A 19,768-nucleotide genomic window follows, 5' to 3' on the forward strand; every position below is an offset into this window, starting at 1 on the left:
GTGCCGCCGCCGGGCGCTGCCACAGGGGCAAAGCCCGTCAGCGGAGGACTGCAATGGCATATGAGAACATCCTGACCGAAAAGCGCGGCAAGGTGGGCATCATCACGCTCAACCGGCCCAAGGCCCTCAACGCTCTGAACGCGGCCCTGATGGCTGAAGTGGCGGCAGCGCTTGACGCCTACGAGGCGGATGAGCGCGTCGGCTGCGTCATCATCACCGGTTCGCAGAAGGCTTTTGCCGCCGGGGCGGACATCAAGGAGATGCAGCCCTTCGATTTCGCCAAGGCCTACATGACCGATCTCATCACCCCCTGGGACCGGGTGGCGCGCAACCGCAAGCCGGTGATTGCAGCGGTGGCCGGTTATGCGCTGGGCGGTGGCTGCGAGCTTGCCATGATGTGCGATTTCATCCTGGCCGCAGACAATGCCAAATTCGGCCAGCCGGAGATCACGCTTGGCGTTCTGCCGGGGGCCGGCGGCACCCAGCGCCTCACCCGCTTCATCGGCAAGTCCAAGGCCATGGAAATGTGCCTGACCGGCCGTCTGATGGATGCGGTGGAGGCCGAGCGCTGCGGCCTCGTCTCCCGCATCGTGCCGCTGGATGACCTCATGGAGGAGGCCATGAAGGCGGCGGAGAAGATCGCCGACTTCTCGATGCCCGTGGTGATGATGACCAAGGAAAGCGTCAACCGCGCCTACGAGACGACGCTGGGCGAGGGCATCCGCTTCGAGCGCCGCATGTTCCATGCGGCCTTTGCCACGGAAGACCAGAGCGAGGGCATGGCCGCTTTCATCGAAAAGCGCACGCCCCAGTTCCGCAACAAATGACGCTTTGACTCGGGTTTTGGCATTGACGGACCGGTTGGGCGGGACTATAAGCCTCGGCCAACCGGTGGCGATCAAATCGCCGCCGCATTCGTTTGACGCGGGGCAGTTTCAGGCCTATGTCTGCCGCCCTGATGTTCTACGGAATTTTTGTTTCACACTCGGACCAGGATTGAGCCAATGGCCAACACTCCCTCGGCCACCAAGGCGGCCCGCAAGATTGCCCGCCGGACGGCTGTTAACAAGGCACGGCGGAGCCGCGTGCGCACCTATCTGCGCAAGGTCGAGGAAGCCATTGCTTCCGGCGATTACAACGCTGCCACCGAAGCTCTCAAGGCTGCCCAGCCGGAGCTGATGCGCGCCGCTTCCAAGGGCGTCGTTCACGGCAACACCGCCTCGCGCAAGGTGTCCCGTCTGAACGCCCGCGTGAAGGCTCTGCAGGCCTGATAACGCCCGTCATAAAATCTTCAAAACCCGGCCCGAAAGGCCGGGTTTTTTGTTGCCGGAACGGCACATGAAAAAATTCTCACGATAAAACTATCACTGTATACCAGCAAATACTCATGCCGGGCTTTGTCAGTTTTTTCTCATATTTTTCAAATGGTTATGAGCATATCGGCATGGATCCGGCCTCCCCTGCCCGATTCAACCTGAGTCAAGTACGTGGCGAAGTTTTTTTTTGGAGAAGTGCCAGCCTGTTGGCCCCTTCTGAGCACATCAAGAAAAGGCCTTGAGTCAGAACGGATTTGGCCCGAAAGCCGTTCACGAAGGCGTTAATCTGACCGCCCGGAAAAGCCGCCTGCGGCCATTTTGTTAATAGGCAACTGTTGCCGCGTTCCGGCTGCCTGTGTATGTTCAATCCATCGGGGCAAGCTCGAAATTTAAATAAAAAACACAGCAAAACGTGGACCAGAAAAATGGCAAGGCAGGCAAAGAGACATAACTGGCAGAGTTCAGGAACAGTTTCCTTGCGTACCAATGTTATTTTTACGGGTCCAACGAAGTTCGAGCTCTTCTAAGCCCAATTTTCTCCTCAGATTTTGGTATCGATGGTGCGCAATACTCGATATTGCGAAGGGGGTCATTTGTCGAATTCTATGCCTTATGCGGGCGACGTCGACGTTAAGGCGGCTTATGAGGCGCTGACTGCCAGCCCTAATACTGTGCTGGTTGATGTGCGTACCCGGGCCGAATGGAATTTCGTCGGCGTACCTGATCTCCGTGCCCTTGGTAAGGAGGTCGTCTTTACCGAATGGCAGGGTTTTCCGGCCGGTTCACCCGTTCCGGACTTCGTTGCCACACTTTCGGCCGAACTGGAGCGGAAAGGACTGGACAAAACGGTTCAGATCTATTTTCTGTGCCGCTCCGGCGCCCGGAGCCTGAATGCAGCCATTGCGATGACGCAGGCAGGATACGGGTCGTGCTTCAACATTGCCGATGGTTTCGAGGGCCCGCTTGACGGGACCGGTCACCGGGGCAGTGCCGGCGGATGGAAGGCCTGCGGCCTTCCCTGGATCCAGAGCTAGGATCCTTCTTTAGACACTCAGGCAGACCCAACGGGACCACCTCCCCTGGTCCCGGCAGGTTCTGCCGTTCTTGAAACACGGGAGAGCCCTCCGGGCGTCCCGACCGTATGAAACGGGAAAGCGGCTGTGGCGGACTGCTTTCCGGAACGAACGAGAGGCGAGGCGACATGCAAGTTCAGGAAGATATGGGCGCTGAACAATGGAACCGCGTCAAAAAAAGCCTGCGGGCCGAGCTGGGCGATGACGTCTTCTCCAGCTGGTTTGCACGCGTTGACCTGGAAGAAAATGCAGATGGCACCGTGCGTCTGTCCGTACCCACCCGCTTTCTGAAGCAGTGGATCCAGTCTCATTACCGCGACCGGCTGATGGGCCTTTGGAAGCGTGAATGCGAAAACGTGCATCGCATCGAACTGACCGTGCGCGGCGCCATGCGCCCCCGTCAGGTCGAGATGCCGATGGCCAGCAGCAGCAGCCTGTCCGCGCCCGCCCGCCCGGTGGCTCCGGCTGCCGCCGAGGCGCGCCCGATTTCGCTGAGCGAGCCGACCAATGCGGTTGCCGCTGCGCAGGCCGCGACCGCCGCTCTTGCCCGTGCCGAAGCCGACATGGGCAGCCGCGACGTGCTGCAGGGTGCAGCGCTCGATCCGAAATACACGTTCGAGACCTTTGTCGAGGGCGAGTCCAACGGCCTGGCGCTTGCTGCTGCCAAGCAGGTCGCCGGCGGCGGCGCCGTCACCTTCAATCCGCTCTATCTTCACGCCTCGGTCGGCCTCGGCAAGACCCATCTGATGCAGGCCGTTGCCGCCAAGGCGCGTGCTTCCGGCCGCAAGGTGCTCTATCTGACCGCCGAGCATTTCATGTACCGTTTCGTGGCGGCGCTGAAGGCCCAGTCGGCCCTGTCCTTCAAGGAAACCCTGCGCAGCATCGACCTTTTGCTCATCGACGACATGCAGTTCCTGCATGGCAAGCAGGTGCAGCAGGAATTCTGCCACACGCTGAACGCCCTCATCGACGGCGCCCGTCAGGTCATCGTGGCTGCAGACCGCGCCCCGTCCGAACTGGACACGCTGGATGACCGGGTGCGCTCGCGCCTGTCCGGTGGCCTGGTTGTCGGCATCAACGAGCCGGACTTTTCCCTGCGCCGCAACATCCTGTCGGCCCGCGTGGCCAATCTGAAGAAGTCCTACCCGGCTTTCTCCGTTCCCGACACGGTTCTGGACTATGTGGCCCGCCACGTGGTGTCCTCCGGGCGCGACTTGGAAGGCGCGCTGAACCGGCTCGTTGCCCATAACCAGCTCACCAACCAGCCGGTGACGCAGGAAATGGCCGAGATGACCCTGCGGGACCTCATCCGCTCCAGCGAACCGCGCCGGGTGAAGATCGAGGACATCCAGCGGATCGTCTCCAAGCACTATAATGTGACCAAGGCCGACCTGCTGTCGGCCCGCCGCACCCGCACCATCGTGCGTCCGCGCCAGATCGCCATGTATCTGGCCAAGGTGATGACGCCGCGCTCCCTGCCGGAAATCGGCCGCCGCTTCGGCAACCGCGATCACACCACGGTTCTGCATGCCGTGCGCAAGATCGAGGAAATGGCCCGCGCCGATGTGAGCCTGGCGCAGGAGCTGGAGCTGCTGAAGCGCATGCTGGACGCGTGAGCCCAAAGGCTTGCGTGAAGACTTGGGATAGCGGGGGAAACTGCCGCCGTCCTTGCGAAGATTGATGTTTTGAGGGCGTCCAACCGGGCGCCCTCTTGCATTTTGTGGCCATAAAGGGCAGGTTCGATGCCCCGCTCCTGCCCTGCCGGAGCTTACGGTTTCCTGCGTCAGGCCGTCCGGTCTGACCGTCACGAGTACACGGAAGACGCGCATGAAAGCGACCCTCGAACGGACCGACCTGCTCAAGTCCCTGACCCACGTGCACCGGGTTGTCGAGCGCCGCAACACGATCCCGATCCTGTCGAACGTGCTGCTGCGCGCCGATCAGGGCTCGCTCAAGCTCAAGGCGACGGACCTTGACCTTGAGGTCGTGGAGACGGTGCCTGCGATGATCGAGCGGCCCGGCGCGACGACCGTGCCCGCGCACATGATCTATGACATCGTGCGCAAGCTGCCCGAGGGCTCGCAGGTCGTGCTGGAAACCTCCAGCGACAACGCCACGCTGGAACTGAGGGCCGGGCGCTCGCGCTTTGCGCTGCAGATGCTGCCCGAGACGGATTTCCCGGATCTGACGGCCGGCACCTTCACCCACCAGTTCACGCTCGCAGGCGGTGCGATCCGCAAGCTGATCGACACCACCCAGTTCGCCATCTCCACCGAGGAGACGCGCTACTATCTGAACGGCATCTACCTGCACACGGTTGCCGGGGAGCAGGGCCAGATGGTGCGTGCGGTTGCCACCGACGGCCACCGCCTTGCCCAGGCGGAAGTGCCCGCGCCGCAGGGTGCTGCCGGCATGCCGGGTATCATCGTGCCGCGCAAGACGGTGGGTGAAGTCCAGAAGCTGCTGGAAGACCGCGAGGCCGAGGTGACGGTGGAGATCTCGGACACCAAGATCCGCATCACCAACGGGCCGGTGGTTCTGACGTCCAAGCTGATCGACGGAACTTTCCCGGATTACGGCCGCGTCATTCCGCAGCACAATGACAAGGAAATGCGCGTCGACCGGGACGAGTTCAAGGAAGCGGTGGACCGCGTGTCGACCATTTCCTCCGAGCGTGGCCGGGCCGTGAAGCTGTCCATGTCGGAAGGCCGTCTTGTGCTCGCCGTGAACAACCCGGACTCGGGCAGTGCAACGGAAGAACTGGCCGTCGAATATGACGCCGAGCCGATGGAAATCGGCTTCAACTCCCGCTACCTGCTGGACATCGCCGCCCAGCTGACGGGCGACACCGCCCTGTTCCGCCTGGCCGATTCCGGCTCTCCCACCCTCGTTCAGGACAACGCCACCGGCGACAGCCTCTTCGTGCTGATGCCGATGCGGGTGTGACGGGTCCCTTAAGCGGGACAAGAGTTCAAAAGTCAGCTGCGGACATGTGTGCGCAGTGCTGCATCTGGCTTATGGCAGGGTATCTCCGCCCCCCTCCCCCTTGTGGGGAGGGGTAAGGGGTGGGGGGGCTCTGAGCCTGCAACTGCATGAAGGATGGTTCTTCTTCTGAAGAGGCTATCAAGAGGCACGGCCATTCAAAATCAGTCGTTCTCTGCCGGCCGGAGGGGCCCTTCCCCCCACCCCTCACCCCTCCCCACCAGGGGGAGGGGGGCTGAAAGGCTGTACCAAAGAGAGCAAACGGTGCTCCTCTCTCTGGACCCAGGCCCGGTTCAAACTCGCCTTTCGAGCGGTGATAGCCGCGTGGTTGCTTCTGCCACAGCCCCTTGCCATGATGGGGCACCATGACCGGCATCAGCCAGGTGGCGATTGAGCGCCTCACGCTGACGGATTTCCGCAACTATGCGCATTTCGCCCTGTCGCCGGAGCGGAAGCTCGTGGCGCTGGCCGGAAACAACGGCATCGGCAAGACCAACATTCTCGAAGCCATCTCCCTCTTGAGTGCGGGCCGCGGCCTGCGCCGCGCCAGCCTGCCGGATATTGCCCGGCGCGGCGGCGAGGGCGGGTTTGCCGTCAATGCGCTGATCACCGGGCCTCTGGGCGAAACACGGCTCGGCACCGGATATGGGGCGGGTGACAGCGGCCGCCGGGTGCGGATCGATGGCACGGAAGCGCGCTCCTCAGAAGCGCTGCTCGACTATCTGCGCGTCCTCTGGCTGGTTCCGGCCATGGACGGGCTGTTCACGGGCCCTGCCGGCGACCGCCGCCGCTTTCTCGACCGGCTGACGTTGTCGATTGATCCGGCGCATGGCCGCCGGGTGAATGACTTCGACAAGGCCTTGCGCCACCGCAACAAGCTGCTGGAAGACGGCGGCTCACCGGCCTGGCTGGAGGCCATCGAGGCACAGGTGGCCGAGCTTGGTGTGGCGCTGGCGCTCGCCCGGCGCGAGACCGTCAGCCTGCTGCAGGGCCGGATCGAGGCGCTGGACCAGCTCGGCCTGCCCTTCCCCCGTGCCCTGCTGGTGCTGGATGGAGAGTTCGAGAGCGAGGCCACCGGCCTTGCCGCCAGCGATCAGGAAGACCTGCTGCGCCGCCGCTTGCGCGAGGGCCGGGCGCGCGACCGGGCGGCAGGGCGCACCCTCACCGGCCCGCACCGCAGCGATCTTCTCGTCACCCATGCGGCCAAGGTGATGCCGGCAGCACTCGCCTCCACCGGAGAGCAGAAGGCGCTGCTGATCGGGCTGGTGCTCGCCCACGCGGACCTGACGGCGGCTGTCTCGGGCATGACGCCCATCCTGCTGCTGGACGAGGTGGCGGCGCATCTGGATCCGGGCCGGCGGGAAGCGCTCTTCGCCCGTCTGACCGCACTGGAAGCCCAGGTTTTCATGACGGGCACGGACAAGGCCCTGTTCGATGCCCTGCCGGACAGCGGCGAGATCCATCTTCTGGGCAGCTGAGCGGCGGAAGGCTTGCTGCCGCAGCGCAACATCCGCCCTTAAAAGGCCGGTTTCCTATGGTTTTTCCACTGGTGAAACCCCTCATGCCCGGCCATTTGGCCGGGTTGGTTGAACCCTCCGGCCAGTGCCGTATAAGGGTACATTGATCCCCTGGACCGAATGGTGACTGATTCGGATGAGCGATACTTCGATTCCCGAGAACACCCCGTCTGCGGAAAGCTCTGCAGCACAGGAATATGGCGCTGACAGCATCAAGGTGCTGAAGGGCCTCGACGCTGTGCGCAAGCGCCCGGGCATGTACATCGGTGACACCGACGACGGCTCCGGCCTGCACCACATGGTTTATGAGGTTGTCGACAACGCCATCGATGAGGCACTGGCCGGCCATGCCGACCATGTGACCGTGACCCTCAACGCCGATGGTTCCGTCACCGTGACGGACAACGGCCGCGGCATTCCCACCGACCTGCACCCGCAGGAAGGCGTCTCTGCGGCTGAAGTCATCATGACCCAGCTGCACGCGGGCGGAAAGTTCGACCAGAATTCCTACAAGGTTTCCGGCGGCCTGCACGGCGTGGGCGTGTCCGTGGTGAATGCCCTGTCCACCTGGCTGGACCTGCGCATCTGGCGCAGTGGCAACGAGCATTACATGCGCTTCCGCCATGGCGATGCCGAAGCCCCGCTGAAGGTGACGGGACCTGCCAATGGCCGCAAGGGCACGGAAGTCACCTTCCTGCCCTCGACCGAGACTTTCACCAAGACCGAGTTCGATTTCGACACGCTGGAGCACCGCCTGCGCGAGCTGGCGTTCCTGAATTCCGGCGTGCGCATTCTGCTGACCGACAAGCGCGGCGTCGAGCCGCGCGTGGTCGAGCTGTTCTATGAAGGCGGTCTGGAAGCCTTCGTGCGCTATCTCGACCGGGCCAAGCACCCGCTGCTGGACGCGCCGATCTACATGACGGCCGAGCGTGACGGCATCACGGTCGAAGTCGCCATGTGGTGGAACGACAGCTATCACGAGCAGGTGCTGTGCTTCACCAACAACATCCCCCAGCGCGACGGCGGCACCCATCTGGCCGGCTTCCGCGGGGCGCTGACCCGTCAGGTGACCGGTTACGCGGAAAGCTCCGGCCTTCTGAAGAAGGAAAAGGTGTCGCTGACCGGCGATGACTGCCGCGAGGGCCTGACCTGCGTTCTCTCCGTCAAGGTGCCGGACCCGAAGTTCTCGTCCCAGACGAAGGACAAGCTGGTGTCCTCCGAAGTGCGCCCGGTGGTGGAGAACATCATCAACCAGGCGCTGGCCGAATGGCTGGAGGAAAACCCGGCCAAGGCGAAGTCGCTGGTGTCCAAGGTGGTGGAAGCCGCTTCCGCCCGTGAAGCGGCGCGCAAGGCGCGCGAGCTGACCCGGCGCAAGGGCGCGCTCGATATCGCCTCCCTGCCCGGCAAGCTCGCCGACTGTCAGGAGCGCGATGCCTCCAAGGCCGAACTCTTCCTCGTCGAGGGTGACTCGGCAGGCGGCTCGGCCAAGCAGGGCCGCCACCGCGAGAACCAGGCCGTGCTTCCGCTGCGCGGCAAGATCCTCAACGTGGAGCGTGCGCGCTTCGACAAGATGCTCTCTTCCAACGAAATCGGCACGCTGATCACCGCGCTCGGCACCGGCATCGGCAAGGAAGAGTTCAACGTCGAGAAGCTGCGCTACCACAAGATCATCATCATGACGGACGCCGACGTGGACGGTGCCCACATCCGCACCCTGCTGCTGACCTTCTTCTTCCGGCAGATGCCGGAGCTGATCGAGCGCGGCTACATCTATATTGCCCAGCCGCCGCTCTACAAGGTGAAGCGCGGCCAGTCAGAGCAGTATCTCAAGGACCAGACGGCGCTTGAGAACTATCTGATCGGCACCGGCCTTGAAGACACGTCCCTGGCCCTCGCCAATGGCGAAGTGCGCATGGGTGCGGACCTGCGGCAGGTGGTGGAGCAGGCGCGCGCCATCAGCGGCATTCTCGACGGCCTGCACTCGCGCTATGACCGTGCGGTGGTGGAACAGGCGGCGATTGCCGGCGCGCTCAACCCGGACACGCTCAACGACCGGGAAAAGGGCGAGCAGGCGGCTGCCTATATCGCCCGCCGTCTCGACATTCTCGCCGATGAATTCGAGCGGGGCTGGACGGCCGAGGTGCGCGATGACGGCGCGCTCGTCTTCCGCCGCACCGTGCGCGGCGTGGATGAGGTGGCCACCATTGATCCGGCGCTTCTGGCCTCGGCCGATGCCCGCCGCCTTGATGCCCACTCGGCCCATCTCAACGAGATCTACGGCAAGGCCGCCGTTCTGCGCCGCAAGGAAACCGAGACGGCGATCCGCGGGCCGCAGGCGCTGCTGTCCACCATCTTCGCCCTCGGCCGCAAGGGCCTCAGCCTGCAGCGCTACAAGGGCCTTGGCGAGATGAACCCGGAGCAGCTGTGGGAGACGACGCTGGACCCGAACGTCCGCTCGCTGCTGCAGGTGAAGGTCAAGGAAGCCGATGCGGCCGATGACATCTTCACCAAGCTGATGGGCGACGAGGTGGAACCGCGCCGCGAGTTCATCCAGGACAACGCCCTCAGCGTTGCCAATCTGGACGTGTGATGCCGGATCCGGCGGGCTGACCCGCCGGATTCTGTCCCGCAGGAGCGGACTTGGTCCCGGCGCGGGTGCCTCAGACCCTGTTCACGCCCCCTTGCGGGCCAGTGCCTGGGCGATTTCCTGATCAATGATGATGGTGCGGGCAAGACCTGCCTTCATCACCGCCTTCAGGGGCTCGGTCTTGCGGGCGCCGGAAGCGATGATGACATTGGTACCGCGTTTCAGTGCCTCGAAGGAGATGCCGACGCGGCGCTCGTTGAGGGCGCAGTCCACCAGACTGCCATCAGCGGCCAGCAGAAAGCCGCCGATCTCGCTCACTGCCCCGGCCCGGATCGCCTCTTCCACCTCTGAAGCGCCGATGCCCGCCAGCCGGAAGAAGGTGCCGCCCGGCTGCACGCCGCCGCAGCTCAGCAGATTGAGCGCTGCCGTCTCGCCCTTGTCCAGCATCGCCCGCAGCACCGGGTCCTGCTCCAGTGTCTGGCGCGTTTGCGGGCTGCCGACGTGGCTGGGCAGGGGCAGGGTGCGGGCCGGGCAGCCGATGGTGGCGGCCAGCTGAAGAGCCACCGAATAGGAACTCACCCCATCGTCGATGGACGAGGCGCCGATCATCGCCACCACGAGGCAGTCGCTCTTGGAAAGCTGGCGCATGGCATCGGCCATGCGGGCAATGGTCCGGCCGCCGGCAACGCCCAGGATCATGTCCGGCGTGCTCAACAGAATGCGGGACAGGTAATTGCTGGCGGCAATGCCGACCGACTCGCGCCCCAGCCGTTCGGCCAGTTCCGGCTCCGAGGACTGGGCTTCCAGCGGCGGCGTCAGCACGCATTCCTCCACCCCGTAGCGCTGGCTGATCCAGTCGCTGAGCGCCAGTGTTTCCGCCATTTCATGCTCGACGGAGATCTTCACCAGCCCCGTGTCACGGGCCTGTGCCAGCAGCCGGGTGACCTTGGTGCGCGACAGGTTGAGCCGCCGGGCCACCTGTTCCTGCCCCAGTCCATGGACGTAATAGAGCCATGCCGCGAGCACGCCCAGATCGTCATCACCGGACTTGGGTCTTGCCATGTTTCCTCCCTCGAGCCTTCCCGGAACATATCCCGTTTCATCTAGATGATGCAGAGCGCGCGCCACGGCAACCTGAACAAATGTTCAACCGGAGCACACTTGACACATATCCACCTCCGGGTTTAGACAAAAGTGCATAAGATGCACATTTGACCGATCCTTTGCCGGATTGCGATCTGTGCATCAGGCTGGCGGAGAGTGCGGCAGGCGCCCTGGAGGGAGAGCGCAAGCGGCATCGAGACCTCTCCGTCCCGGGCAGGCCCGGACGTCTGGCCAGAACTTCGGGAGGAGGAAATCATGGATAGCCTGTTGTCAGGGTTGAAGACTGTCGTCGACGGATTGGGCGCGACGGTTCTGCTGCCGATCATCATCTTCATCATTGCCGTGGTTCTGGGCGCCCGCCCGGGCAAGGCGTTCCGCGCCGGTGTCACCATCGGCGTCGCCTTCATCGGCATCAATCTCGTCATCGGCCTGATGTGGACCAACCTCAGCGAGGTGGCGCAGGCCATTGCCACGAACACCGGCGTCACCCGCGACATCGTCGATGTGGGCTGGCCGTCTTCGGCCGCCATTGCCTTCGGCTCGCAGGTCGGCCTCTGGATCATCCCCATCGGCATTGCCGTGAACGTCGTGATGCTGCTCGCCGGCCTCACCCGCACGCTGAACGTGGACGTGTGGAATTTCTGGCACTTTGCCTTCGTCGGCTCGCTGGTGGTCGCGGCCACCAATTCGCTCGGCATGGGCCTTGCCGCTGCCGCCATCATTGCCGTGATCTGCCTGATCTTCGCCGACTGGAGCGCCAAGGCCGTGCAGCGCTTCTATGGCCTGCCGGGTGTTTCGGTGCCGCATCTTCTGTCTGTCCAGATCCTGCCCATCGCCGTGGCGGTGAACTGGGTCATCGACCGTATCCCGGGCCTGCGTGACATCGATCTCAGCACTGATCACATCCAGGAGCGCCTTGGCGTGCTGGGTGAGCCGGTGGTTCTGGGTCTCGTCATCGGCGTGGTGCTGGGCACCATCGGTTTCTGGAACCCGGATGATGTTGCCGGCATGATCACCAAGGTGCTGAAGACCGGTATCAACCTTGCCGCCGTGATGCTGCTGCTGCCGCGCATGGTAAAGATCCTGATGGAAGGCCTGATCCCGGTCTCGGAAGCCGCCCGCGACTTCGTTCAGAAGCGCGCCGGCAGCCGCCAGATCAACATCGGCCTCGACTCGGCCATTCTGATCGGCCATCCGGCGGCGATTTCCAGTTCGCTGCTGCTGGTGCCGATTGCCATCTTCCTGTCGGTGGTGCTGCCGGGCAACCGGGTCATCCTCTTCGCCGATCTGGCGGTGATCCCCTTCGTCGTGGCGCTGGCCGCACCCATCGTGCGGGGCAACGTGCTGCGCATGGTGATCATCGGCACGGTTACGCTGGGCCTCGGCTTCTACATGGCTGGCGCACTGGCCCCGCTCTTCACCAAGGCTGCGGTATCCTCCGGCTTTGCCATGCCGGAAGGCGCCTCGCAGATCACGGCCATCGGTGACGGCTTTGTCTGGCTTGTCTGGGCAACGCTGGAACTGGTCCAGGTGTTCGGCATCCTCGGACTGGTGATCCTTGCCATCTGTTCTGCCGCGGCCCTGCTCGCCCTTGTCACCAAGCGCGCCACGCTCGAGAAGCTGGCAGGCGGCGAAGACGATGCTGCCAACGGAGCGAATGCATGACGCAATCCCTTGCAGACTGCGTGGCTGAGGACGGTATCTTCCTCAAGGCGCAGGCACAGGACGCAACCTCGGTGATCGGCCTTCTGGCCGGTCACCTCAGGGCCAAGGGCCTTGTCGCAGACACCTATGTGCAGGCGGTCATCGACCGGGAAAAGGTGATGCCCACCGGCCTGCCGATGGAAGACGGGCTGGCGGTGGCGGTGCCCCACACCGATCCGCAGCATGTCATCCGCTCCGGCATTGCCATCGCCACGCTGGCGGAACCTGTTGCCTTTGCCAGCATGGATGATCCGGACAATCAGCTGGCCGTGCGGGTGGTTTTCGCGCTGGCGCTGAAGAGCAAGGATGAACAGATCGGCATGCTTCAATCCATCGGCAGACTGCTGCAGGATGGGGAGCGCATCCGCAAGCTGATGGACGCATCCGGCCCGCAGGAGGCGATGGCTCTCCTCAGCGCAGAATAACAACAGGAGGAAACTGATGGCGCAGACCAAGACCGTTCTCGTGGCATGCGGCACCGCCGTTGCCACATCCACCGTGGTGGCCAACAGCCTGGAAGAGGCCATGGCCGCCCGCGGCATCCGCATCGAGACCCGCCAGTGCAAGGCAACCGAGGTGCCCAGCCTGATCGATCAGGCCGATCTCGTCGTCTCCACCACGCCGCTGCCGCCCAACCTGCCCAAACCCGCGATCGTCACGCTCGCCTTCCTCACCGGCATTGGCCGGGATGCGGAAATCGAGAAGATCGCCAAGATCCTCGCAGGCTGAGCGGACGCAAAGACCAGAAGACGGAACAGGACCGATGGAGACGATGAAGCGCCTGCGCGTTGGCGTCGAGGGGGGCTTGCATGCCCGCCCGGCTGCCGAACTCGTCCGCCTCGCCAAGGGCTTCGAGGCGGAGATCGTGATCGGCGCCGGGGCGCAGACCGCTCCGGCCCGCTCCTCGCTAAAGCTGTTGCTGCTTGGCGTCAAGGAAGGCGACGAGGTGGAGCTGCGCACCAGCGGCCCGGACGCCGCCGAGGCCCTGTCCGCCGTCTCCGGCTTTCTGTCAGGCGGCATCGCGCATGAACCGGCGGAAGCGCCCGCATCCATAGCCAGCGAAGCAATCCCGGCGCCTGCTGAGGAACACGCTCCTGCCGCTGGCGCCCTCAAAGGCATCGGTACGGGTGGCGGACCTGCCATCGGTCCGGTGTTCCATTTCATCCAGCCCGCGCTGGAGGCCCCGGCCGGCCCCACCCCGCCGGAAGCCCGCAGCGCAGAGCTGGAGAAAGTTGAAGGCGCCCGCGTCCGGCTGCTGCAGCAGATCCATGACGATGCAGCCCGCGCGGCGTCGCCTCAAGCCCGAGACATTCTGACCGCCATTGCCAGTCTTGCCGAAGACGCAGACTGGGCCGCAGCCATTGCCGCCCATGTGGCTGACGGACAACCGGCCATCACCGCCATTCTGACCTCAGGGCGTGAGACGGCAGCGGCGCTTGCTGCCCTGCCGGACCCTTACGCCCGCGCCCGCGCCGAAGACATGGATGCGGTGGCCCGGCTGCTGGCACTTGCCGTCAACGGCCTGAAGCCGGTGTCCCTCGCCGATTGCCCGGAAGGAGCTGTCATCGTGGCTGGGGATCTGACCGCTCTGGAAATCGGCGCGGCGGACCTGCGCCGCACCGGCGGCCTCATCTGCCGCAACGGCTCGGCCACCAGCCATGCCGCCATTCTGGCCAAGGCCTTCGGCATTCCCGCCGTCTTCGGTGTGGCTGACCCGCAAGGCAAGCTTGCCGCAGCGCGGACGGTAGCGCTGGATGGCACATCGGGGCTGGTCTACCCGGACCCGTCATCTGATATCGCGGAGGAGTTCACGGCACGCTGCGCGCAGGCCCGCGCCGAAGCGGAGCGGCTCTCCGCGCTCCGGGATGTGGCGCCGGTCACGCGCGATGGCACACCGGTCATTGTCGCCGCCAACATCGGCTCGGTGAAGGACATTGAGCTGGCAAAGGAGCACGGCGCCATGGGCGTCGGCCTGATGCGCACCGAGTTCCTGTTCCTGGGGCGCACCGCCCTGCCGGATGAGGAAGAACAGTTCACCACCTACCGGACCGTGCTGGAGGCTTTTCCCGGCCATCCGGTGGTGATCCGCACCCTCGACATCGGCGGCGACAAGCCGGTGCGCGGTATTTCGGTGCCGCAGGAGGAAAATCCCTTCCTCGGCCTGCGCGGCATCCGGCTGTGTCTCGCCAATCCGGCCCTGTTCAAGGTGCAGCTGCGGGCGCTCTTGCGCGCGGCCCCTTACGGCGATCTCAAGGTGATGCTGCCCATGGTCAGCGATCCGGCGGAAATCGCCAGCACCCGCGGCCTCATCAACGCGTGCGAAGCCGAGCTGACGGCAGAGGGCAAGGCCTTTGGCCGCTTTGATCTCGGCACCATGGTGGAAACGCCCGCCGCCGCCCTCATTGCCCGTGATCTGGCGGCAGTCACGGCCTTCTTCTCTATCGGCACCAATGACCTCACCCAATATGTCATGGCCGCCGACCGGATGAACCCGTCCGTCGCAAGCCTCTGCCAGACGGACCATCCGGCTGTTCTGCGCGCCATCCGCATGGTGGCGCAAGCGGCGCAGGCCCATGGCATCTGGTGCGGCATCTGCGGCGAGGCTGCGTCCGATGCGGGCCTGCTTCAAACCTTCCTTGATGCGGGCGTGCGCGAGCTCAGCATGGCGCCAGCCTCCATCCCCCGCATCAAACAAGCCATCGGCGCTGCCACCCTCTCCTCCCCGCCTCAGATCCCCTGAGGTCAGACGCCACCTGCCCCGGAAGACCGCTTCCGGGGCATTTTTCTTGGTTAAGCCCGTGCGGCGCTTGAGCATCTTCAAGGCGTGATGCGTCAGCGTCGAAAGCCTTGGTATTACGGGGTTTCACTGGCAGGTGAAGCTCTCCGCCGAAGCCGGATCGCTGCCGGTGTAGCGGGCCACCTGCGGATGCGGGCAGAGCTTGCGCGTCACCTTGCCCAGCGCCCCGATGCCCTCCTTGTTGCCATCCGTCACGGAGGCAACCACCGCACCGGGAGCCTTGTCCTTTTCCACCCAGTCCGTCAGAGAGGCGAAAAAGTCGAAGCCGTCTGCCGTGGGGCCGCTGGCGCCATGAGGCATGCCGGCAATCCGGTAATAGCGGATGAAGCCATCAAGCTCTGCGCCTGTATTGGCCGAAAGCCGTTCGAACCAGGTGTCCGTGTCGCGGATCGAGAACACCGGATCACCCGCCCCATGGAACAGGACAATCTTGCCTCCGGCAGCCCGGAACGCAGTCAGATCCGGATTATCCGCGCCCGGCGGGGTCATGAACTCCATGGGGGATTCGGGAAACTCATCCGTCTTCGCAAAGATCTTCGGCGCGTCCGTGTCGAAGTTGAAGGCGGCAAGATAGGCCATCAAAGCTTCGGGCGATCCTTCGACGCGGGTGGGCGGAGTGGTGAAGATCTGCGCCAGCGAAGGAGCACCCAGCGCCACGATACGCGGCAGATTGGCAAAAGCTTCCGCTTCGCTGTTGACCCGCCACATGCGCCAGTTGGACGAGGCCATGCCGGCATCCCAGACCCAGGGGGCGTAAAGCTGCCCGCCCTTGCTGTTGTGCGGCCCCTTGAGGATCGTCTGCAGCGCATCAATCCTGGGCTGGCTCAGGCAGCCGGTTTCCTGCCCGGCCTTGCAGGCAAGCGCGGAGACATCAAAGGCCTTCTGGCAGCCATCGATATCCTGCGCCAGACCATCCTTCAGTCCGTCCAACCCGTCGCAGGCGTCCAGAATACCCCTGGCGAGAACATCCGTATCGTCCTTTGACAGGGACGTGCGGATATCACCGGAGATGGCGGCCAGTGCCTGCAGGTCGTGGGCGTGCTGCACGGCGGCCTTGGGCAGATTGAAACCGGGATAGGCAATCAGCAGCCCGTCGAAGGCATCGGGCATCCGTTCCGCAGCCACCATGGCATGGCGGCCGCCATTGGAGCTGCCAAGCCCGTAAGACCGCTGCACCGGCTGGCCGTAGAAGGCCTCGATCATCTGCAACGCCACCGGGTTGAGCCGGGCCACGGCACCATAGCCATAGTCCCTGCGTGCCTGAGGGTCGAAGCCGAAGCGCGCGCCGCCCGCAAGGCCTGCATCCTTCACCGCTGCGCCATCATGCCCTGCATCACTGGAGACGACCGCATAACCGCGTCCAAGCGCCGTCTGGCTCCTGTCGCCGCCCAGCACCTGACCAAGGGCGGGCACCACGCGGCCATCATTGCCGCCATTGAACTGATGCACGAAGCCGCCGTTCCAGTTTTCCGGCAGGCGCAGTTCAAAGGAGATGGCGTAGGTCTGGCCATCCACGCCCGTGCGCTGGTCCAGCTTGCCCTGAACCGCACAATGGGAAATGGGCGACATATCGGAGCGGCCAATCGCGGCATCCCTGGCAACCGCTTCGCTGCCGGTGACGTCCAGCCCCTCGATCTGGAACAGGCCCGCAGCGGCGGCGCAATCTGCCGCCGCCTGCACGTTTTCCGTGGCTGCCACAGGCAGCAGGGGCGCCGCCAGCAGGCTGGCAAGCAAGGCTTGTCTGAATTTCATTCCGTCCTCCCGAAACAAAATCCGGTCTGCGTCGTTTCCTGCCTGTGACTCAGCTCCTCCTGTGGTCACAGCCAGCAAGTGCAGTCCGGACGCAATCCGTATTGCAGGTCGTATGCTAACGGGCGTCCTTTTGGCTGGACAAGTCAAAACCGCACTACAGCCATACGCCCGCCACCTTGCCGGCCGTGCCGCGGCGTCCGGGTTTGCACGAACTGCCGCTGTCACACGTCCGTAGTGTCATCTGACTAAACAGGCGCCCAAGGGGCGATGATTCGAAGAGGCCTGGAATGACCCCGTCGACTGTGCTTTTCGTTTGTCCGGACAACGCCCTGCTGGGGCCGCTGGCCGAAGCTTATCTGAACAGCCTTGCGCCGCAGGGGATTCGTGCCTTTTCTGCGGGCCCCAATCCGCGCGGCACACTGCATCCGCTGGTGCGGCGCCTGCTGCAGGACCATGGCCTGGATGCGCAGGGCCTTGAGCCCAAGAGCTGGGACATCTTCATGCTGCCCCATGCGCCGCAGCCCGACCGCGTGGTGGCGCTGACGGACAGTGTGGCCGGCGGCCATCAGCCGGACTGGCCGGGCAACCCGCGCCGCACCCTGTGGCAGGTGGCGGCCTGCGAGGCTGACAGCCGTCCGGAAAGCCTTGCGGCCTGCAGCGAGTACTTCCGGCGCATTCGCAGGTGCATTGATCAGACGCTTGCGCAGCAGACACCGCCCGTGCACCGGCAGGCGCAGGAGCTGCTTCTTGCCTCTTGCTGAGACCGCGTGCACCTTGCCGAAACTTTCTGGTGCTAGATACCTGTTGAGCACATAGGCCGATACTTATATGCAGGCGGCCTTGGCCCGAGAACCCTGCAGCCATGCGTGTGAGGCCTAAAGTGTTGCGATCAGGTGGAAGCCGTTCTTGACCGAGTATCTCAATCAGATCGTCACGTTCCTCGGAGATAATCCGGAACTGGCCGGGCTCATCTGCTTCCTCATCGCCATGGGCGAGGCCCTTTTCATTGTCGGCCTCTTCGTGCCCAGCACCGTGGTTCTGGTTGGTGCGGGCGCGCTTGCCGGGCTCGGCAAGCTCGATCCGGTGTCGATCTTTCTATGGACGACCTGTGGTGCCATTGTCGGCGACGCGATTTCCTATTGGGTCGGCTATTTCTACAAGGACCGGCTGCGCAATGTCTGGCCCCTGTCCCGCTACACCAGCATCATGGAGCGGGGCGAAGCCTTCTTCCGCCTGCATGGCGGCAAGAGCGTCTTCATCGGACGCTTCGTGCCGGGGGTGAAATCCGTCGTGCCGGGCATCGCCGGCATGGTGGGCATGGATGCCTGGTACTTCACGTTCGTCAACGTCACCTCGGCCATTGCCTGGGCCGTCTCGCACCTCGGACCCGGCTTCATTGCCGGCACGGCGCTGAGTGCCATCGGCGAGGTCAGCGGCCGTCTGGCGGTGATGCTGGGCGTGCTCTGCGTCATCCTCTTTGTCGTGATCATGCTGGGCCGCTGGCTCATCCAGATCATCATTCCGCTGTTCGCAGGCACCCATGGCGCCATCATCGGCTGGTTTGCCCGCCGTCCCGGCCCGGTCTCGCAGTGGGTGGCCCGCTCTTTCGATCCGCAGCATCCCCGCTCCACCGGCATGCTGGCATCCGCGCTCCTGCTGATCATCACCATGCCCGCCTTCTTCTGGCTGGTGACGCAGCTGACGCCGGGCGACAGCCTGACCCAGGCGGATCTGGCGATCCGCAACCTGTTCGAGAGCCTGCGCTCGCCGCTGGGTGACCGCATCCTCGTGCCCATCACCATGCTGGGCGATGGTTTTCTGCTGACCATCTTTGCGCTGCTGGTCGCGGCCTATCTGTTTGGCCGCAAGGCCTGGCGCCGGGGCACCGGTTTCCTCATCGCCGTCAGCACGACGGCGCTGTTCGTGCCGCTGATGAAGGCTCTCGTCGTGCGTGACCGGCCCAATGTCTTTGGCGACGGTGTACATGGTTTCAGCTTTCCCTCCGGCCACACGACGGTCACCACCGTCATTTTCGGCATTATTGCCGTGCTGATCGCCCATGAGCGCTCGGCCTGGTCCAAGGCCGGCATCTTCACCATCACCGCCATCTATGTGCTGACCATGGCTTTCTCCCGGGTCTATCTCGGGGTGCACTGGACCAGCGATGTGCTGGCGGGCCTGCTGTTCGGCACCGCCATGGTCGCCGCCTTTGCCTTCGTCTTTGGCCATGTCCACAACGAAAAGGTGGGCCGGGGCGTGCTGGTGGCGATTGTCGCCAGTGCCTTCGTGGTGTTCGGCGGCTGGCACATCACACGCAACCTGCCTGCAGCGCTTGCCACCTACAGCCCCGTGCCGAACGAGCAGGTGCTTGACGAGGCGGATTGGCTGGACAGCGGTTGGACCCGCGTTGCCCCGCGCCGCGTCGGCCTCAGCGGCGATGATGAAGAGCCGTTGATCGTGCAATATGCCGGAGATCTCGGCACCCTTGCCCGCCGGCTGGAACAGGAGGGCTGGCAAAAGGCTCCGGCCTGGACCGTAAGATCTGCGGCCGGGTTCATTGAAGGCCAGACCAGCGCGGAGGTTCTGCCCGCCCTGCCGCGGACCCATTATGGACGCTATGCCGCCCTGGTGATGATCCGCAACAGCCATGCGCCGGACAAGAAGGACGATATCCGTCAGGTGCTGCGCCTGTGGCCCACAAGCTTCGTCATCGGGAGCGGAGAGGACGTCAGCCCCCTCTATGCGGGCGGTATCATTTCGGAAGAGATCCTGCATCCTCTGGGAGAATTCTCCGCCCCCAAGACGGAACAGGCCGCCCCGCCGGCGGACCGCAATCCCTTCCTGCAGCTGCCGGGTGCGACGGAGCGCCAGCGCCCGGATGGATCGGCGGTGACCCTCGTCCCTGCCCCGCCACCGGCGGCTCAATAGTTTCACTT

The 19,768-nt window shown here is 64.2% G+C and carries 15 protein-coding genes; 13 read left to right on the forward strand and 2 right to left on the reverse strand.

All coding sequences use genetic code 11. The features are described 5' to 3' along the window. The first annotated feature begins 53 nt into the window (after window positions 1–53). The 7 genes from AC0CMF_RS15665 (at window position 54) to gyrB (ending at window position 9,478) form a co-directional block, all read left to right on the forward strand. Window positions 54–827: an enoyl-CoA hydratase gene (locus tag AC0CMF_RS15665; RefSeq protein WP_050473626.1), complete on the forward strand. Its 774-nt coding sequence runs from the start codon at window positions 54–56 to the stop codon at window positions 825–827. 177 nt (window positions 828–1,004) lie between these two features. Next, entirely contained in the window at window positions 1,005–1,271 is a 267-nt protein-coding gene (gene rpsT / locus AC0CMF_RS15670) for a 30S ribosomal protein S20 (protein ID WP_019964246.1), read from the forward strand. 650 nt (window positions 1,272–1,921) lie between these two features. Continuing rightward, window positions 1,922–2,350 carry a rhodanese-like domain-containing protein gene (locus AC0CMF_RS15675; protein ID WP_050473625.1) on the forward strand — a complete coding sequence of 143 codons (429 nt, stop codon included), beginning with the start codon at window positions 1,922–1,924 and terminating at the stop codon, window positions 2,348–2,350. Window positions 2,351–2,517: 167 nt separating this feature from the next. Further along, a complete protein-coding gene (gene dnaA / locus AC0CMF_RS15680) occupies window positions 2,518–4,005 on the forward strand; it encodes a chromosomal replication initiator protein DnaA (protein WP_050473624.1) in 1,488 nt (495 codons plus the stop codon). Between the two features lie 211 nt (window positions 4,006–4,216). Next, window positions 4,217–5,335, forward strand: a complete 1,119-nt coding sequence (gene dnaN / locus AC0CMF_RS15685; RefSeq protein WP_050473623.1) for a DNA polymerase III subunit beta — start codon at window positions 4,217–4,219, stop codon at window positions 5,333–5,335. Between the two features lie 401 nt (window positions 5,336–5,736). Then, on the forward strand, window positions 5,737–6,849 hold the full coding sequence (gene recF / locus AC0CMF_RS15690; protein ID WP_374629673.1) for a DNA replication/repair protein RecF: 1,113 nt from the start codon (window positions 5,737–5,739) through the stop codon (window positions 6,847–6,849). Window positions 6,850–7,024: 175 nt separating this feature from the next. After that, window positions 7,025–9,478, forward strand: coding sequence for a DNA topoisomerase (ATP-hydrolyzing) subunit B (gyrB, locus tag AC0CMF_RS15695; RefSeq protein ID WP_050473621.1), 2,454 nt, complete (start codon window positions 7,025–7,027; stop codon window positions 9,476–9,478). 81 nt (window positions 9,479–9,559) lie between these two features. Here gyrB and AC0CMF_RS15700 read toward each other — a convergent pair whose 3' ends face one another. Then, a complete protein-coding gene (locus AC0CMF_RS15700) occupies window positions 9,560–10,537 on the reverse strand; it encodes a sugar-binding transcriptional regulator (RefSeq protein ID WP_123193200.1) in 978 nt (325 codons plus the stop codon). A gap of 297 nt (window positions 10,538–10,834) precedes the next feature. On the opposite strand from AC0CMF_RS15700, the gene AC0CMF_RS15705 reads away from it, so the two are divergent. From AC0CMF_RS15705 to ptsP, 4 genes are read left to right on the forward strand one after another with little or no spacing between them, the layout of a single operon-like run. After that, complete coding sequence (locus AC0CMF_RS15705; protein WP_058898378.1) at window positions 10,835–12,244, forward strand: PTS galactitol transporter subunit IIC; 1,410 nt, start codon at window positions 10,835–10,837, stop codon at window positions 12,242–12,244. After that, the gene (locus AC0CMF_RS15710; RefSeq protein ID WP_058898377.1) at window positions 12,241–12,708 is read left to right on the forward strand and encodes a PTS sugar transporter subunit IIA; all 468 of its coding nucleotides are present in this window, start codon (window positions 12,241–12,243) and stop codon (window positions 12,706–12,708) included. The genes AC0CMF_RS15705 and AC0CMF_RS15710 overlap by 4 nt, the downstream gene beginning before the upstream one ends. Window positions 12,709–12,724: 16 nt before the next feature. Further along, window positions 12,725–13,012, forward strand: a complete 288-nt coding sequence (locus tag AC0CMF_RS15715; RefSeq protein ID WP_050473617.1) for a PTS sugar transporter subunit IIB — start codon at window positions 12,725–12,727, stop codon at window positions 13,010–13,012. Between the two features lie 34 nt (window positions 13,013–13,046). After that, complete coding sequence (gene ptsP / locus AC0CMF_RS15720; protein ID WP_374629674.1) at window positions 13,047–15,023, forward strand: phosphoenolpyruvate--protein phosphotransferase; 1,977 nt, start codon at window positions 13,047–13,049, stop codon at window positions 15,021–15,023. 123 nt (window positions 15,024–15,146) lie between these two features. On the opposite strand, the gene AC0CMF_RS15725 is transcribed toward ptsP, so the two are convergent. Continuing rightward, on the reverse strand, window positions 15,147–16,832 hold the full coding sequence (locus AC0CMF_RS15725) for a tannase/feruloyl esterase family alpha/beta hydrolase (protein ID WP_374629675.1): 1,686 nt from the start codon (window positions 16,830–16,832) through the stop codon (window positions 15,147–15,149). 287 nt (window positions 16,833–17,119) lie between these two features. Between AC0CMF_RS15725 and AC0CMF_RS15730 the strand changes: the two genes are divergently transcribed. Beyond that, window positions 17,120–17,593 carry an arsenate-mycothiol transferase ArsC gene (locus tag AC0CMF_RS15730; RefSeq protein ID WP_019964234.1) on the forward strand — a complete coding sequence of 158 codons (474 nt, stop codon included), beginning with the start codon at window positions 17,120–17,122 and terminating at the stop codon, window positions 17,591–17,593. A gap of 145 nt (window positions 17,594–17,738) precedes the next feature. Next, complete coding sequence (locus AC0CMF_RS15735; RefSeq protein WP_374629676.1) at window positions 17,739–19,760, forward strand: bifunctional DedA family/phosphatase PAP2 family protein; 2,022 nt, start codon at window positions 17,739–17,741, stop codon at window positions 19,758–19,760. Window positions 19,761–19,768: the final 8 nt, after the last annotated feature.

The organism is Pannonibacter sp. CBAS1226, from assembly GCF_055685825.1.

Bases quoted from the DNA above. Each gene is read 5' to 3' on its own strand.
- AC0CMF_RS15665 (WP_050473626.1), top strand. From the start codon at position 54: ATGGCATATGAGAACATCCTGACCGAAAAGCGCGGCAAGGTGGGCATC.
- rpsT (WP_019964246.1), top strand. From the start codon at position 1,005: ATGGCCAACACTCCCTCGGCCACCAAGGCGGCCCGCAAGATTGCCCGC.
- AC0CMF_RS15675 (WP_050473625.1), top strand. From the start codon at position 1,922: ATGCCTTATGCGGGCGACGTCGACGTTAAGGCGGCTTATGAGGCGCTG.
- dnaA (WP_050473624.1), top strand. From the start codon at position 2,518: ATGCAAGTTCAGGAAGATATGGGCGCTGAACAATGGAACCGCGTCAAA.
- dnaN (WP_050473623.1), top strand. From the start codon at position 4,217: ATGAAAGCGACCCTCGAACGGACCGACCTGCTCAAGTCCCTGACCCAC.
- recF (WP_374629673.1), top strand. From the start codon at position 5,737: ATGACCGGCATCAGCCAGGTGGCGATTGAGCGCCTCACGCTGACGGAT.
- gyrB (WP_050473621.1), top strand. From the start codon at position 7,025: ATGAGCGATACTTCGATTCCCGAGAACACCCCGTCTGCGGAAAGCTCT.
- AC0CMF_RS15700 (WP_123193200.1), bottom strand. From the start codon at position 10,537: ATGGCAAGACCCAAGTCCGGTGATGACGATCTGGGCGTGCTCGCGGCA.
- AC0CMF_RS15705 (WP_058898378.1), top strand. From the start codon at position 10,835: ATGGATAGCCTGTTGTCAGGGTTGAAGACTGTCGTCGACGGATTGGGC.
- AC0CMF_RS15710 (WP_058898377.1), top strand. From the start codon at position 12,241: ATGACGCAATCCCTTGCAGACTGCGTGGCTGAGGACGGTATCTTCCTC.
- AC0CMF_RS15715 (WP_050473617.1), top strand. From the start codon at position 12,725: ATGGCGCAGACCAAGACCGTTCTCGTGGCATGCGGCACCGCCGTTGCC.
- ptsP (WP_374629674.1), top strand. From the start codon at position 13,047: ATGGAGACGATGAAGCGCCTGCGCGTTGGCGTCGAGGGGGGCTTGCAT.
- AC0CMF_RS15725 (WP_374629675.1), bottom strand. From the start codon at position 16,832: ATGAAATTCAGACAAGCCTTGCTTGCCAGCCTGCTGGCGGCGCCCCTG.
- AC0CMF_RS15730 (WP_019964234.1), top strand. From the start codon at position 17,120: ATGACCCCGTCGACTGTGCTTTTCGTTTGTCCGGACAACGCCCTGCTG.